The sequence below is a fragment of the Sphingomonas sp. PvP055 genome, from assembly GCF_040546365.1.
GTDB lineage: Bacteria > Pseudomonadota > Alphaproteobacteria > Sphingomonadales > Sphingomonadaceae > Sphingomonas > Sphingomonas echinoides_A.
Genome location: NZ_JBEPNS010000001.1, coordinates 262,157 through 276,921 on the forward strand (window position 1 = coordinate 262,157; position 14,765 = coordinate 276,921).

General features: G+C 62.8%; 17 protein-coding genes. 12 read left to right on the forward strand and 5 right to left on the reverse strand.

Annotated elements, in window-relative coordinates:
• Positions 1-9: 9 nt before the first annotated feature.
• A complete protein-coding gene (locus tag ABIC16_RS01270; protein ID WP_354289748.1) occupies positions 10-1,113 on the forward strand; it encodes a hypothetical protein in 1,104 nt (367 codons plus the stop codon).
• Between the two features lie 59 nt (positions 1,114-1,172).
• On the opposite strand, the gene ABIC16_RS01275 is transcribed toward ABIC16_RS01270, so the two are convergent.
• Genes ABIC16_RS01275 through ABIC16_RS01285 form a run of 3 tightly spaced genes read right to left on the reverse strand, consistent with a single transcriptional unit; the run spans position 1,173 to position 3,580 of the window.
• A complete protein-coding gene (locus ABIC16_RS01275) occupies positions 1,173-1,970 on the reverse strand; it encodes a DUF72 domain-containing protein (protein ID WP_354289749.1) in 798 nt (265 codons plus the stop codon).
• A gap of 48 nt (positions 1,971-2,018) precedes the next feature.
• Positions 2,019-2,504, reverse strand: coding sequence for a metallophosphoesterase family protein (locus ABIC16_RS01280; protein ID WP_354289750.1), 486 nt, complete (start codon positions 2,502-2,504; stop codon positions 2,019-2,021).
• Positions 2,501-3,580: an SPL family radical SAM protein gene (locus tag ABIC16_RS01285; protein ID WP_354289751.1), complete on the reverse strand. Its 1,080-nt coding sequence runs from the start codon at positions 3,578-3,580 to the stop codon at positions 2,501-2,503. The genes ABIC16_RS01280 and ABIC16_RS01285 overlap by 4 nt, the downstream gene beginning before the upstream one ends.
• A 149-nt stretch (positions 3,581-3,729) precedes the next feature.
• Here ABIC16_RS01285 and ABIC16_RS01290 point away from each other — a divergent pair, with 149 nt between their 5' ends.
• On the forward strand, positions 3,730-4,530 hold the full coding sequence (locus ABIC16_RS01290) for a class I SAM-dependent methyltransferase (RefSeq protein WP_354289752.1): 801 nt from the start codon (positions 3,730-3,732) through the stop codon (positions 4,528-4,530).
• A gap of 25 nt (positions 4,531-4,555) precedes the next feature.
• On the opposite strand, the gene ABIC16_RS01295 is transcribed toward ABIC16_RS01290, so the two are convergent.
• A complete protein-coding gene (locus ABIC16_RS01295) occupies positions 4,556-5,272 on the reverse strand; it encodes a DsbA family protein (RefSeq protein ID WP_354289753.1) in 717 nt (238 codons plus the stop codon).
• Between the two features lie 253 nt (positions 5,273-5,525).
• On the opposite strand from ABIC16_RS01295, the gene ABIC16_RS01300 reads away from it, so the two are divergent.
• From ABIC16_RS01300 to ABIC16_RS01345, 10 genes are all read left to right on the forward strand, one after another.
• Complete coding sequence (locus ABIC16_RS01300; RefSeq protein ID WP_354289754.1) at positions 5,526-6,653, forward strand: tyrosine-type recombinase/integrase; 1,128 nt, start codon at positions 5,526-5,528, stop codon at positions 6,651-6,653.
• Complete coding sequence (locus ABIC16_RS01305; RefSeq protein WP_354289755.1) at positions 6,653-7,237, forward strand: hypothetical protein; 585 nt, start codon at positions 6,653-6,655, stop codon at positions 7,235-7,237. The genes ABIC16_RS01300 and ABIC16_RS01305 overlap by 1 nt, the downstream gene beginning before the upstream one ends.
• A 63-nt stretch (positions 7,238-7,300) precedes the next feature.
• Entirely contained in the window at positions 7,301-7,486 is a 186-nt protein-coding gene (locus ABIC16_RS01310; protein ID WP_354289756.1) for a helix-turn-helix transcriptional regulator, read from the forward strand.
• 211 nt (positions 7,487-7,697) lie between these two features.
• Positions 7,698-8,684: a CHC2 zinc finger domain-containing protein gene (locus ABIC16_RS01315; protein WP_354289757.1), complete on the forward strand. Its 987-nt coding sequence runs from the start codon at positions 7,698-7,700 to the stop codon at positions 8,682-8,684.
• On the forward strand, positions 8,681-10,159 hold the full coding sequence (locus tag ABIC16_RS01320; protein ID WP_354289758.1) for an AAA family ATPase: 1,479 nt from the start codon (positions 8,681-8,683) through the stop codon (positions 10,157-10,159). The genes ABIC16_RS01315 and ABIC16_RS01320 overlap by 4 nt, the downstream gene beginning before the upstream one ends.
• 147 nt (positions 10,160-10,306) lie before the next feature.
• Entirely contained in the window at positions 10,307-10,552 is a 246-nt protein-coding gene (locus ABIC16_RS01325; RefSeq protein WP_354289759.1) for a hypothetical protein, read from the forward strand.
• A gap of 137 nt (positions 10,553-10,689) precedes the next feature.
• Entirely contained in the window at positions 10,690-11,331 is a 642-nt protein-coding gene (locus tag ABIC16_RS01330) for an HK97 family phage prohead protease (protein ID WP_354289760.1), read from the forward strand.
• Positions 11,332-11,333: 2 nt separating this feature from the next.
• Complete coding sequence (locus ABIC16_RS01335; protein WP_354289761.1) at positions 11,334-12,437, forward strand: phage major capsid protein; 1,104 nt, start codon at positions 11,334-11,336, stop codon at positions 12,435-12,437.
• 175 nt (positions 12,438-12,612) lie between these two features.
• Positions 12,613-12,918, forward strand: coding sequence for a hypothetical protein (locus ABIC16_RS01340; protein WP_354289762.1), 306 nt, complete (start codon positions 12,613-12,615; stop codon positions 12,916-12,918).
• A 1,000-nt stretch (positions 12,919-13,918) separates the two neighbouring features.
• The gene (locus ABIC16_RS01345) at positions 13,919-14,467 is read left to right on the forward strand and encodes a hypothetical protein (protein ID WP_354289763.1); all 549 of its coding nucleotides are present in this window, start codon (positions 13,919-13,921) and stop codon (positions 14,465-14,467) included.
• Here the strand turns inward: ABIC16_RS01345 and ABIC16_RS01350 are convergent.
• On the reverse strand, positions 14,464-14,703 hold the full coding sequence (locus ABIC16_RS01350) for a hypothetical protein (RefSeq protein WP_354289764.1): 240 nt from the start codon (positions 14,701-14,703) through the stop codon (positions 14,464-14,466). The two genes, ABIC16_RS01345 and ABIC16_RS01350, sit on opposite strands and share 4 nt — an antisense overlap.
• Between the last annotated feature and the right edge of the window lie 62 nt (positions 14,704-14,765).

Below are 14,765 nucleotides of genomic sequence, written 5' to 3' on the forward strand. Positions count from 1 at the left end.
GACCACGCTATGGACGAAAAAACGCCCGCCGTCCCCGAGACCGACATCGCGGCCCAGGCCCACGGGCAGGACAGGTATCACGCCGCCGATCCCACACCGCCCGAGCGTTCGGAAGCGCCGCCACACCGCACCGTTCCGCCCTTCACGCCGCCCCCCGCCACCAGCCCGGTCCGCCGGGGGCTGGGCTGGCGGATGGGGGTCGCACTCGGGCTGATCGCGTTCCTGATCGGCGTCGGCGTGGCGGCCCTGTTGATCACCCGTCTTGGCCGGGGAACCGGTACCACCGCTGACGGCAAACAGGTTGCCACGATGACGCTGCCGGTTTCGAACGGGCAACCTCCTGTCGTGATCCTTCCCGGCAAGGTCGGCGCGCCCGGTTCGGCGATCGACGTGGCCGCGCTGAGCGGACGCGAGGCGGAGCTATCCAGCAAGCTCGACGCACTGGAAGCGCGCGAGGCGACGATCGACCGCGACGCGCAGCAAGCCGCCGCCTATGCGACGCGCAGCGAAGGCCTGCTGGTCGCGTTTGCCGCGCGCCGCGCGCTCGACCGTGGGCTGAACCTCGGGTTCCTCGAACGACAATTGCGTGTCCGGTTCGGCAAGACGCAAACCGCCGCGGTCGCGACGATCGTCCAGGCCTCGCGCAACCCGGTGACGCTCGAAGACCTGCGGGCCGGGCTCGACGGCGTCGCCCCTGAACTCGTCACGGGCGTTGCGAGCAGCGGGTGGTTGCAGAGCCTGGGGCGCGAACTGCGCAACCTCGTCGTGCTGCGCAAGGCGAGCGCGCCGTCGCCGCTTCCGGTCGACCGGGTCGCACGGGCGCAGCGGTTGCTCGAAGCCGGGCAGGTCGAGGCGGCGTTGGCCGAAGTGTCGCGAACGCCGGGCGCCAGCCAGGCGACCCGCTGGACCGAGGCGGCGCGGCGCTACATCACCGCGCGCCATGCGCTCAACACGATCGAAAGCGCGGCGATCCTGAGCCCGGGCGTCGCCCTTGAGCCGACCGCGCCGATCTCTTCCGCCGCCCCCTCCGCCGCATTGCCGGACGTTGCGCCCGAAGAGACCGACCTGATGTCAGGGAGTCCGGCGACGGCGGAAGCGAACGGCGCGATCTAGGGCCGGTTTCGTTTTCGTCCGATTGCTTCGGCTTGCCCGCTACGCTGTGATCGGTCCCGTCACCCCCGCACCCGGTCGATCAGCGCCATCGCGCCGTGCGGTGCACGGACTTTGGCGCCGTTGATGAAGAAAACGAACGTCTCGCGTGGGATGACTGGCGCAGGATCGGCGACGTACGGCAATCCGTCGGGTGCAGCGCCCGCCGACCAGTCGCACGCCGCCGCGGCCCAACGATCGAGCGCGGCCGGGGCATAGCCCGCCGATTCGTCCTCGACCGCAGCCTCGAGCCGGACATAGACGAGATCCCCGCTGACGTCGGCGATCGCGGGGTACTCGGTCGAGTCCGCGTAAACGATCGCCACTCCCGCCGCGCGCGCCAAGGCGACGAATTCGGGGACGAGGAAGCTCTCGTGCCGCACCTGCACCGCATGGCGCAGCGCGACGCCGTCCTGACTCGACGGCAGGAGCTTGAGGAACGCGCCGAAATCGTCCGCGTCGAACTTCTTGGTCGCCATGAATTGCCACAGGATCGGCCCGAGCCGGTCGCCGAGTTCGACGATCCCCTGCCCGGTGAATTTGGCGATCGATTCGCCCGCCTCCGCCAGCACCTTACGGTTGGTGCAATAGCGCGACGCCTTGAGTGCAAAAACGAACCCGTCGGGCACCGCCTTCGCCCAGGACGCGAAGGTCGCGGGTTTCTGCGACGAATAATAGGTGCCGTTGACCTCGATCGCGGTGAGTTTCGACGCGGTATACTCGAGTTCGCGCTTCTGCGGCCATTTCTCGGGGAAGAACGTCCCGCGCCACGGTTCGTAGGTCCAGCCGCCAATGCCGATTCGGATGTCGCCGTGTTTCATGCTGGCCACGCTAACCGACCCGGCAAGGGTTAGGAACCGTCTCCGCCCTCACCCGCCGAGCAATTGCGCAAGCCGCAGCGGCGCGAACCCGTTGGGATCGACCCCGACGTCAAATTGCCGCAGCATCGGCTTGAGCCGACCGTGGCTATGGCCGTGCAGGTTGATGGCGCCACGATGCTGCCCGTTCCACGACCGGAAAGGGTAGTGACACAGCACGAGATTGCGCTCCTCGACCGTGATCTCCGTATAATCGCCGACGCTTTCCCAACCGGCGGCGGCAAGCGTCGCATCGGGATCGTTGTTGCCGCGGAGCAGATGCTTGCGCCCGTTGAGCCGCGCGAGCAGATCGGCCACCGCATCCGGACGCCGCGCGACGTCGCCGAGGTGCCATACCTCGTCGTCTGCGCCCACCACCGCGTTCCACCCGGCGATCAACGCCGCATCCATCGTCGCGACATTCGCGAACGGGCGGCGCTGGATGTTGATCGTGCGGTGGTCGCCGAAATGCGTGTCGGCGGTGAAGAAGACGCTCATGTCCAGTACAACACGCGCGCAAGCGGCAATGTCCGCGCGATCGTCTCGGTGAACCAGCCGCGCAGGCGTTGCATCGTCGCGGTGTCGTATACCTGTTTCTCGGTGCCGAACTTGGTGCGCTTGGTCATCCGCCCGGCGTCGGTCATGTCGAGCGCGGAGCCGGGATACCAGCTGTCGAGCACCGCCTTTGACCCGGTCGTGAAGCGGTGCGTGATCAGTTCGATCGTCAGGTCGGGCACGTCGCCGAGCAGCGCGGCCGCATCGTCGACCAGCGTGCCGTAAGCCTCCTCCCAACCGTCCGCCGCGATGATCGGCGCGATGGTCAGGCCGACGGGATAGCCAGCGTCCGCCATCTGCCGCAGCGCCGCCAGCCGCCGCGCGACCGGCGCGGTGCCCCCCTCGAACCGGGCGTAGCGCTTGGGATTGATCGACGCGCGCATGCGCGTCCGTCCGTTGTGCTCGAGCGCGAGCAGCGGCGCGACGTCGGCGAACTTGGAGGTGAAACGCAACTGCGTGTCGGCATCCGACCGGCCGAACCATTCGATCATCCGCGACAGCGACCCGGTGATCGGCTCGATCCCCAGCGGATCGGTATAGCAGGACGCCTCGAACGTGGTGCCCTCATGCACGCGCGTCGCCGAGCGCGAGGTGATCGTGCCTTTGTCCATGTAGCTGGGCAGCACGCCAAGGATCTCGTCGAGATTGGCATAGGCACGCGTGATCGGCGGCCCCTTGAGCGAGCCCGCGAGATAACAATAGCTGCAATGCGCCGGACACCCCGCCGCCAGGTCGACGCGCCAGTCCGCACTCGGTGCGATCGGTTCGAGCTTGAGCTTCGACGGCGGCGCGACGACGACCGCAAGCGTTGCCTTCGCCTCGGCATAGGCGGCGCGCGGATCGTCGGGCTGCGCCCAAACCACCCGATCGTTGGGCAATTCGATCACCGGCACGCCTTGCTCGGCGGCCCGCTGCGCGATCGCGATGCCATGGTCCCACTTGCGCGCCGATCGCGTGATGAGGATACGCCGCGGGCGCCAGCGGACGGTGTTGGGATCGACAGGGAGCGCGGCGGTCATGCGGCAGGAACGCAGCGCACGCCGCTCCGTTCACGCGACCCGACGTCAAATCGTTGATCACGCCGACGCTTGCGTCCGGCAGGATCGCCCTGCACAACATGCCTAACCGGTCGGTAGCGACGGTTTGAGGGAGATCTGCCGTGCGTCCGATGTTTGCAATTCTTGGTGCCGCGACCGCCGCTCTTGCCGTGAGCGGCGTGGCGATCGGCCAGACACCCCGACCGGACCCATCGCTAGCGAAAGCGGTCGCCGGTGCCGCGCGCACCCCCGCCAACGTTGCGCGCGACCGTTACCGCCACCCCGCCGAAACGCTTGCTTTCTTCGGGGTGAAGCCGACCGATACCGTGGTCGAACTGGTCCCCGGCAACGGTTGGTATACCGAAATCCTTGCGCCCTATCTCGCCACGCGCGGAACCTATTATGCGGCAAGCGGCTGGGCCAAGGGCTTGAACGCGGTCAAGGCACTGCAGGCCGCCAAACCGGCGGTCTACGGCAAGGTTAAGCTCGCGGCCTTCCCCGCGGCGGCTGGTGAGCCTGCCGTCCCTGCAGGTAGCGCAGACGTCGTGCTGACCTTCCGCAACGTCCACAATCTGCGGTTCTCGGGCGTCGACCGCACGCAGGCGGCGTTTGCCGAGATGTTCCGGATGCTCAAGCCCGGCGGGACGCTCGGCATCGTCGAGCATCGCCTGCCCGAGGCGCGCGACGCCGCAGCTGAGGAAAAGAGCGGCTATATGAAGGTGTCGAGCGTCGTCGCCTTCGCGCGCAAGGCGGGGTTCGAGGTCGCCGGTATGTCCGAGATCAACGCCAATCCCAAGGACACCGCGGATTATCCCGGTGGCGTCTGGACGCTTCCGCCTTCCTATGCGCTGAAGGATGTCGACCGCGCAAAATATGCCGCGATCGGGGAAAGCGACCGCATGACGATCCGGTTCATCAAGCCCAAGCGGTAAAGTGCATCGTTCCTGCGCGGAATCGTCATGGTTCCGCGCGGGCACGGGCAAACAGCCGGGCGAAACCGGCCGAATCGAGCGCACCCAGCTGCAGGATGGGGCCGGCGAGATATCCCGGCGTCCCCGTCAACCCGATCGACAGTGCCTCGCGACCATTCTCGCGCAACCGATCCATCATCGCGGTACCGTCTCGCGCAAGATCGCGGGTTACCCGCATCCAGTCGCCGCCTGCACCGGTGACAACGTCCTGCAGCATGACGTCGTCGATCCTGCGGTCGTCCATCATCAACGCGCGGTGGACCGCCGGGTAGATCCCTTGCGCGGCGCTTGCGAGCGCGACCTGCGCTGCGCGCTTGGAGGCCGCGCCGAAGATCGGCCAGTCCTTGTAGATCACGCGCACCTTGCCATCCCCGCGGAGCGCCGCTTCGAGCGCGGGAAAAGCGGTGCGACAGGCGGGGCACCGATAGTCACTGAAGACGGCAAGGGAGAGCGTGGCGTCGTTCGGCCCCGATTCGGGCGATTCGGTCCCGTCGAGGATTGCGGCGACGGTATCGGAGCGACCGATATCGCGCCCGACCGGCGCGAACCAATGCGCCCCGCGCCCGACCATGAATCCGCCGAGCAGGACCGCGCCGAGCTGCCACGCCTGACGACGGGTGAAGCGCGGCGTCATGCCGACGGTCGCCGGGCGGTATGAAATGTGCGTGGTGGCGAAGAGTGCATCGCGTACCCCATCCTGCAACAAACCGTCGCAACAGCACCCCGCCTCTCGGCTGGGTCGGCTTTCGCCGGTATATATAACTGTTCGGAAAGTGACTGGAGCGGGCGAAGGGATTCGAACCCTCGACCCCAACCTTGGCAAGGTTGTAAGATGCTGCCTCATAGCGCCCACGAGGCCTCCAGCACTCCGTAATAACCGCCCACAGCGAACATACGTTTGCACGATTGCGCACGTTTCGTTACCTAGAATGTTACCTAACACGGAGCTAGGTAACATGCCAAGGCTAACGGATTCACGCGTGGCCGCACTCAAGCCTCCAGCCGTTGGTCAGGAGGAACACGCTGACGATCTTGTAACGGGCTTACGGCTGCGCATCGGCGCAGGCGGCCGCAAGGCGTGGATTGTCCGGACCCGCGCCGGGGGGAAACCGATCAACAAGACGATCGGCACCTATCCCGTCCTTTCCCTCTCGAAAGCCCGCGACGAAGCTAAGAAGCTACTGATCGAAATTGCTACCATCGGGGCACCCCGCACGCAGCGAACCTTCGGGGAGTTGGCCGACCAATGGCTTAAGAACGTAGCCGAACCTAATAATCGATCGTGGCGGCTGCAGAAACGCCGGCTTGAGATTCATGTCTTGCCGCGGTGGAAAGCGCTACCGTTGGACCGGATTAAACGGTCAGATGTGCGCGAACTGGTCGACAGTATCGAAGGCACGGTTGCGCCTGGGCGAGCTCTAGCAATCGTTCGAACGTTGTTCCGTTATGCGATGTCGCGCGACTGGATTGATGCATCACCAGCCGAGGCAATCGGAAACCCGGGCAACGATACGCCGCGCGATCGCGTCTTAAACATGGACGAAGTGCGGCGGACTTATGCCGCTGCCGGCCTGCTGGGGTACCCGTTCGGTGGTTTCGTAACGTTGCTGTTCTTAACAGGCCAACGACGCACGGAAGTGGCCGCAATGCGCTGGGACCAAGTGGACCTTGAGGCTGGGACGTGGATCCTGCCCGCCGACGCCACGAAGTCCGAGCGTGCGCATATGGTTCCGTTATCCCCCGCGGCTGTTGACGTGCTCAAGCTCGCACCATGTTTGGGCGAATACGTGTGGACCAGTAACGGCCGCACCCCGATCAGCGGTTTCAGCAAGACGAAGATACGGCTCGACGAGTTCGTTGCAGCGAGGGGCGATCCTATTGCGCCTTGGCGTTTCCACGACATCCGGCGCAGCGTCGCTACGCATATGGTCCGGCTAGGCGTGACCGAGACGGTAGTAGGACGCATTCTCAACCATGCGCCCCAAGGCGTCACGGCGAGGGTATATGCGCTCCACAGCTACGCCCCGGAGAAGCGTGAGGCGCTACAGCTATGGGCGACCGAGATAAATGGAGGGCTGAGCTAATGCCGGGTGGTGTCATCCGAGGTCTCGACGCCAGATCGATGGAGGAAATAGCCCGCCGCTGGCCAACGCTGGATAGAGACGCGGTCAATTCGGCCGCCTCTGTCTTCCAGATCAACGAGCAGCACAAAGCCGAAACGCCTCGCGATATTCGTAAGAAAATGGACAAGATCGTTAAACTTGCCGTGGGGCTCCGGCTGGAGTTGCAAACACTGTCCGAGGAGGCAAGCGATCACCTATTTTGGGACTGCTATCAAAGCAACGACGTAGCGCTTTTTCAGGCCATGCCTGGGATCTTAGATCGGCTAAAGGCTGCAGCGATGCGGAGTCACAACGCGGAAATTGGGAACGATGCGCGCGATCGCGCTGGTCCCCGGCAACAGCTAATCAGTAGCTTAGCTTGGCAGCTCGAGAACGCCGGTCTTGTCGTTGACGCCCGCCCCCAGGGCAACCTCTGCTTACTGGCGGATATCGTGTTGCACGATCTGGGCGAGCCTTCGGCCGATCTGTCTCGAACCGTTCGCGAAGCACTCAGCCAAGCTGCGCGGAGGCAATCGGTTGATACGGAGACGATAGCCTCCGGTTAGCCTTGTAGCGTCGATCGGAAACGTGCGTATTGTCCATGTCGCCCACTCAATCAACGAGGCGACATGATGACCAAAGAGAAGTTCCTCACGGCGTCCGACGTAGCCGGAATGACGAGCCTGTCTCGCGCGACAATCGACCGCAAGGTCAAGACCGGCGACTTTCCCAAGCCAATCAGCATCAGCGAGCGCCGCAAAGCATGGCCTGCGGACTGTGTTCTGGCGTGGATGGCAGAGAAGGTTGCGGCTTAGTGCCCGGCGGAAATGAAAAGCGCCGCCCCGTGCAAGGAGGCGGCGCTAACCTGAAGCGTAGGAGCAATCGGGTGACCCCTTTTTACTTCAGTCCTTTCGGAGATGCAATCGCTCCGTTGGCGGCCATCATTGAAACAGAGACCGAACGCCGTATGGCGAACCTGACCCGTGCAACCGGCCGCTCGGCTGCCGGATCGAACAGGTCTTTGTCATGAGCGGCCGCATCGACAGCGCCGAATGGGCGCGTCTGGTTAGCAGTATTCGTGACCGCTTCCCGGTGTCGGGCGTGGCGTCGACGGCTGGGGTAAAGCTCCATCGTGCCGGACGCGAATGGAAGGGCTGTTGCCCGTTTCATCCCGACAAGTCGCCGAGCTTCACCATCTACGCCGACGATCGGCGCTTTCAGTGTTTCGGCTGCGGAGCGCAGGGCGACGTGCTCGACTTTGTCGTTCGCGCGTACGGCGTGAAGCTCCCGGCGGCGATCGAGATGCTGGACGGTGGGGCTCTGCGTGAGTTGGAGCAACAGCGCGCACCTGCTCAGCCTAGGACCGACATGCGGCTCATTGCGCAGCGCATCGTCAAGGAATCTGTACCGATTGAGGGGACGCCGGCCGCAATCTATCTGAGGTCGCGCGGGATTATGATCGATCTGCCGCACACCCTGCGGTTCGCACGTCTGGCTCCACCCAAGATCGAGGGCAATGGCGTGCTGGCGGCGAACGGACCGGGACTCTTGCCGACACTTGTGGCGGTCGTCACGGACTCGGCCGGTAGTCTCGTTGCGCTTCAGCGTACCTACCTGACCGAGGACGGGCGCAAGGCAGCGACGAAGGCGACCGATTCCGACCGCAAGCCGAAGGTGAAATACAGCCTTGGCAACGTCATAGGCGGCTCGATCCAGCTCGGACCGCCGTCAGCGAGTATCCTCGTTTGCGAGGGGCTCGAGGATGGGCTGACACTGGCGCAGGGTCTGGGGCGTTCGGTGTGGGTTGCTGCCGGCACTTCGATGCTGCCCCAGATGGTGTTTCCGGAGAAAGTTCGCGCGATCGTCATTGGCGCCGACGGGGACGCTGGTGGCCGGGCGGCGGCGGCGAAGGCAGCATCCGCGTTCGACGTGGCAGGGCTCAAGACGCGCATCATGTACCCTGCTCAAGGCTTTAAAGACTTCAACGCTGAGTTGATGGGGGCGCAACTATGAACGCCGCCGCGATGAAAGCCCGGTACGACGACGCTCGTCCGTTCGTCCCGCCAGTGTCTGGTCATGTGCAGATTGAGGCGTCCCCGTTCCGTTGGCCGGATCACCGCACCCTGCCCCGTCGCCCTTGGATCTGGGGGCGTTGGTTGCTGCGCAACACGGTGACCGCCATCGTTGCGCCAGGCGGTGTGGGTAAATCTTCGTTCGTCGCTTCGATGCTGCTCTCATTGGCAAGCGCTAGGCAGGATCTGCTGGGCAAGACCGTATGGGCCGGCACCAAGCGCGTTTGGTACTGGAACCTCGAGGACGATCTAGATGAGCTCGAGATGCAGCTTGTAGCCGCTGCGATGTACCATGGCGTTGCGCAAGATGCCTGCAGTGACCGTCTGTTTCTTGACAGCGGGCCCGAGGGCAACGGGTTGTGCATCGCCCGGGACGATCAGGATGGCTTCGTTATCGAGCCAGTTGTCGAGGCTCTGGTCGCAGAGCTTCAACGCCGCGAGATCGACGTGCTTGTCGTCGACCCGTTCGTCAGCTCGCACGGTGTTTCCGAAAACGACAACGGCGCAGTCGACAAAGTCGTGAAGACCTGGAGCCGCATCGCCAAGCGGGCGGGTTGCTCGATCGTGCTCGTGCACCATACGAAGAAGCTCGGTGTCGATAAGGTGACTGCAGAGGCGTCCCGCGGCGCGAGTGCTCTTGTATCGGCCGCTCGCGTGACACTCGTCCTGAACCGCATGGATAAGGAGGAGGCGCAACGCTTCGCTATCGTTGAGGACGCAGAACGCCGACGGTTGTTCACGGTACAGGATGATAAGGCGAACCGGGCACCCGCCGAAGAGGCGCAGTGGTTCCGGCTCGCCTCGCAGAACGTCGACAACTCCACTGGCCTAGATGACCCGTTCGGCGACGAAGGCGACAGCGTTGGCGTCGTCACGCGCTGGACGCCACCCGATGTGTTCGAGGGCATAACCACTGACCACCTGCGCCGGGTGCAGCAAGCCGTAGCTGCTGGTGAGTTCAAGGCCCACCACTCCGCAACGGATTGGGTCGGGAATGCGGTAGCCGACGTGCTCGGCCTCAATCCTCAGGACAAGGGCGACCGAGCCCGCATCATGAAGATGATCGCCACATGGGAGGCAAATGGCGCTCTGCGGGTCGAGGAACGCAAAGATCATAACCGCCAGATGAAGAAGTTCATGGTGGTTGGGAAAGCCGCCGATGACGCGTCTGCTACACCTGCAATGGGTGTAGCGCTGCGAGGTGTAGCAGCCGAGCAAGCAAGTGCTACGCTACACCCGTCCCCCTTTAGGGGTGACGGTGTAGCAGGTGCTGCTGGGGTGAAGGCTCAGGTGTCGCACACCAACCCCGCGCTGGTGAAATCCGAAGCGGTCTCCCCGCTCCCTGCCGGACGCCCCCATTCAACGCGCAGTCTCATTCTCGCGCCCGGAGAATCGTCCGATGACGCCCCGATCTAGGGGGGGATTCGGAAAGTCGTGGGGGTCGCCAGCGTACACCGCTCCGATGGCCAACGTTATCGCTAACACAGTTTTTACTCTCCGAAGGCTCGCGACTGATCGCGCACACGCCCGGAGGCCGCTTTTCACCCTGGAAGGAACCTAAAAATGGCTGATAGCTACCCCAATCCGACCCCGAACCAATGGGAACAGTCCGGCTTAGTCCAGGCCGAGATCCTCGAAACCATGGACCGCCTGATGACGGAGGGGATCGACTGGCGGATCGTGCTCACGGGCACGTCGACCGCGTTGGCCAACCTGCTGATGGCGAAGGCGGGCCCCGATCAAGTCTCGGTCCATTTCGCGCGCTTGTCGGCGCAGACCATGCATCTTGCGAAGGCCAACCCCGATTGACTTTCCCCTGATCATAGTCTAAGCAACGTTCCGTTGACCGCCTGCGATGGGCGCGAAACATCCAATCTTCCCGCCTGCGATGGGCGCGATTGGCTGAACGGGACGAGTTCCCACGACAGCTAAGGTGCGCCCCCAAAATGCAGTACGCAGAATCCCCCTTTGAGATTAAATCCCTGAACGACAGCGGCCAGATCGAGGGCTTGCTGGCGGGTTTCGGCAACGTCGACAGCGGCGGCGACCGCCTGATCTATGGTGCGTTCACCAAGTCGCTTGCGGCTCGCACGACCCCGCTCCCTATGCTTCTGCATCACGACATGAAGCGCCCCGTTGGCGTGTGGCGTGATTGGCAGGAGCGTGCCGAAGGGCTGCACGTCAAAGGCTCGCTCACCCTTGCCAGCCGCGACGCGCAGGAAGCCTATGCGCTGGCCAAGGATGGGGCGCTTACCGGCCTGTCGATCGGCTGGGCGAAGGGCCGTGGCAACCTGGACCCTTCAACCGGGGTGCGCACCATCGAAGAAGCCGAGCTGCACGAGGGTAGTCTGGTGACGTTCCCGATGAACGAGAAAACCCGCGTCACGTCGATCAAGTCGATCGGCGGCGCGCGGGATATCGAGGCATTGTTGCAGGAAAGCGGCATGTCCGGACGCAAGGCCAAGGCGGCGGCATCTGCCGCTTGGAAGGCCATCAACACCAACGACGACGACGAAGCCGAGGCGCAGGCCGCGGCCCTTTTCAACGCATCCGCCGCACGCATTGCGGCCATTGGAGCAGCACGATGAACATGATGACCAAAGATTTCACCGACGCGATTGAGAAGCAGTTTTCCAAGCTGAACAAGGACGTCCACGAGGCACTGACCGAGGCCAAGACCGCGCAGGGCATCACCATGGAGCTCGAGCAGAAGATGGCCCGACGCGGCAGCGATGGCGACAACGCGCCGGAATCGTGGGGCGAGCAGTTCGTGAACGCCGAGGGGCTTAAGTCCTTCAACGACGAACGATCGCGCCCCTCGCGCTTCCGCATGGATATCAAGTCGACGATCACGACTGCCGGAACCTCGGGCGGGCCGACTGGCGGGCAGGCATTCCGCGACCAGATCAATTCGACCCCGCAGCGTCGCATGCGCGTGCGCGACTTGCTCCCCGTCATCGGCATCTCGACCGGCAGTGTGGAATATCCGCAGCAGACCCTTCGCACCAACGCGGCGGCGACGGTGGCGGAAGGCAACCTGAAGCCGGAAAGCGCCTACGGCTGGACCATGCAGACCGTCGTGCCGCGCGTCATCGCGCATTGGGTTCCGGCATCGCGCCAGATCCTCGATGACGCGCCGCAGCTGAAGGGGCTGATCGACACGGAATTGCTCTACGGGCTCGCGCTTAAGGAGGAGGAGCAGCTTCTGTACGGCTCGGGCACGGGCGAGAACCTGACGGGCATGGTGACGGCGGCAACGCCTTACGCGGCCCCTTCCGGCCTGACGGCGGGCAACATGCTCGACCAGATCGCGCTCGGCATCCTGCAAAACTCGCTTGCGGAGGAACCCGCCGACGGCATCGTTCTGCACCCAAGCGACTGGATGCGGATGCGGCTGCTGAAGGATACGCAGGGCAAGTATTTGCTAGGCGACCCCGGAGCAAACGTCCCGGCGGTGCTGTTCGGGCTTCCCGTCGTGCCGACCCAGGCCATGCAAGTCGACAAGTTCCTTGTCGGCAATTTCCAGCGCGCCGCGACGATCTATGACCGCTGGACCCCGCGCGTCGAAGTCTCGACCGAACACGCGGATTTCTTCACCCGCAACCTCGTTGCGGTTCTTGCGGAGGAACGCCTCGCGCAGGCCGTGAAGAACCCGGCAGCCCTGACCTACGGCGATTTCGGCAACATCGCCTGACCGAGATAGCCGCGTCATTGCTCCCCCCTGACGCGGCTAGGGGATGCTGCCCGCGGCGAGCGCGGGCAGCATCCTCAAATCTCTTCGCCTGTTTTCTTAGCACTCGTAGCATAGTTGGCGTTTGTAGCGCTGTCGTATCGCTTGCGGGGCCAGTCAGAGAAGGTAGGATGACCATATGCTGTTACTTGGAATTCTGGGGATTGCACTCGCGGCCCAGTCTGGACCCGGTGTGTTGGGCTTTGGCATGGGGTCGGTGAGCTGCGCCACCGCCTGGGAGCCCGTCAACGAACGAGCGTCAGCCGAATGGGTTTTAGGCTTCTGGTCTGGTCGCAATTGGGAACGTGGCGGGCAGATCGGATTGTCAACTGACCGCGCCGGGATCTTAGCAGAAGTTAAGCTCGCCTGCGCGAACGCCCCTTCGATGAATCTGACGCAAGCTACGTTCAAACTGTATGATCGCATGTCGAAGGACCGGCGCTAAACTAGGGGCTAACTACCGCCTGCACCGAGGCTACGCGTAGATTGCGAGAGTACGGGGGCAGTGGCGCACGCGATCGGACGGTTGCGTGCGCAAAGACACGTTACGGGCAGATAATACGCACTTGTGGTTGAGTTAGAGCGGCGGCTTACAGCTCCGGCAAAGTGCAAACATATAAAGACATGTGCATGTCTCAGCGATGTTTATCCGCCACAGTTTACGAAATGTTCATGGTTCGTCGCGCGCGGAACAACAACGACTCGACTCTTTGATATTTCTCGATCAAAAAGAGCAGGACGGCCCGCCGTCATTCTCCAATTGCCTCTGTGCGTTCTGAACGGCGCGGGGCGCAAGAGGCGTCCCGGAGCCCGAGGCTCACACCTCGGACCCCAGGAGAATGGCAATGCGAGTTGCATGCTCTTGGCCGAAAGCGGTGTCCGTGAGAGACTACCTCCGCTTTCGGTTTGGTCGCTGGGAGCGCGTTTGCGCTCACTGCAGGTCTTATCCTAGCTAGGAACTAGGTTTGACCACACCAAGCGGCGGGTCGTCACCTTTAAAGGCCTACGGTCCCATTTTGGCAAGCGATTAAACGCAATGCGCGCGCATGCCGCGCGCAAATATTGCCCGTATCTCCACGGGCGCGTCATGTGGATAATCGTGATGCGAACGCAAGTACGGGAGGGCTGCAGAGGCAGGACGGCGGCTTGCTCGGTAACGTCGCCGCCTTGCGAGGTACTCTCCGATCGTCTATATCACGTACTCCCCCATGCGATGGGGAAATTCTAGCGACACGGTTCGTTCATATCGCGACTGTACAACGCTAGAATACCCTAGGAGGTTCTCATGAACGCACATAGCAGCATCAGTAAGCCACGTATCGCCGGCGTTCGGTTGAACGTGCGCTCACGTGCGTTCAGAGCCGGCGTTCGCGACGGGCTCGGCGCGTTAGCGTTGTTAAATCGTCCCGTTTCGTACCCTAGGGCCGAGGAAATAGACGCTAGCATTGCTGGCGCTTGGAAAGCTGTCGGCGATGCTTTACGTGCCGTTTCTGAAACGGGGGCGAAGCAAATTGGCAAAAGCACCAGAAAAACAGAATCTGCCGAGTAAAATATCGGATTCGAAATCTGATCCATTTGCGGACGAAGTCGCAAAACGAGTTGGGGCGATCGTCTCTGGACCGCAACGTTCACAAGTCGTTGCTCAAATGGTATCGTTGGTTAAAGAGGAGCGGTTTTCTGGGCCACTCCCTCACCCACGCCATTTTAAAGAATATGACGAAACTGTTCCAGGTTCCGGAAACAGGCTTCTTTCTCTGGTAGAAGGCAATTTAGCCCACACCCAGATGCTGCAGACTACTGCGCTGCAAGCCGACATTGCTGATATGAAGGAAGGCCGACGACTCGGTTTCGCAGCCTTAGTCATTATGATCATTGGCGCTATAATTTGTGGCATACTTGGTAAAGACGTTATAGCGATAGCGTTGCTGGGAGCCAGCGTAATTGGCGCCATCGGAACACTTATAAAGGGTCGAGGGCGCACCACCGCCGATTAACCATCTGAAGGCGCTCGAACTGGCTTATAAATTGAAGGCTTCGGCTGGTATCCAGGGGAAGGGCGTTTCGCGCTAACAAAGTTTGGACTGTGCGTATTGAAAGTATATTCGTGCCCCAAGGGGCCATTTGCTTGAATTAGCGGCAGATCTACCGCCACAACGGTAAATACTTGAGTATCCAGATCCTCGCCATATCCCGTGGTGATTTCATATTGTTGATCGACAACGAACATCACTTCCAGTCCCCTATTTACGCGCCAAATCCGCCGATCGGCCGTTCCCAATCGGGCGGGAAAAT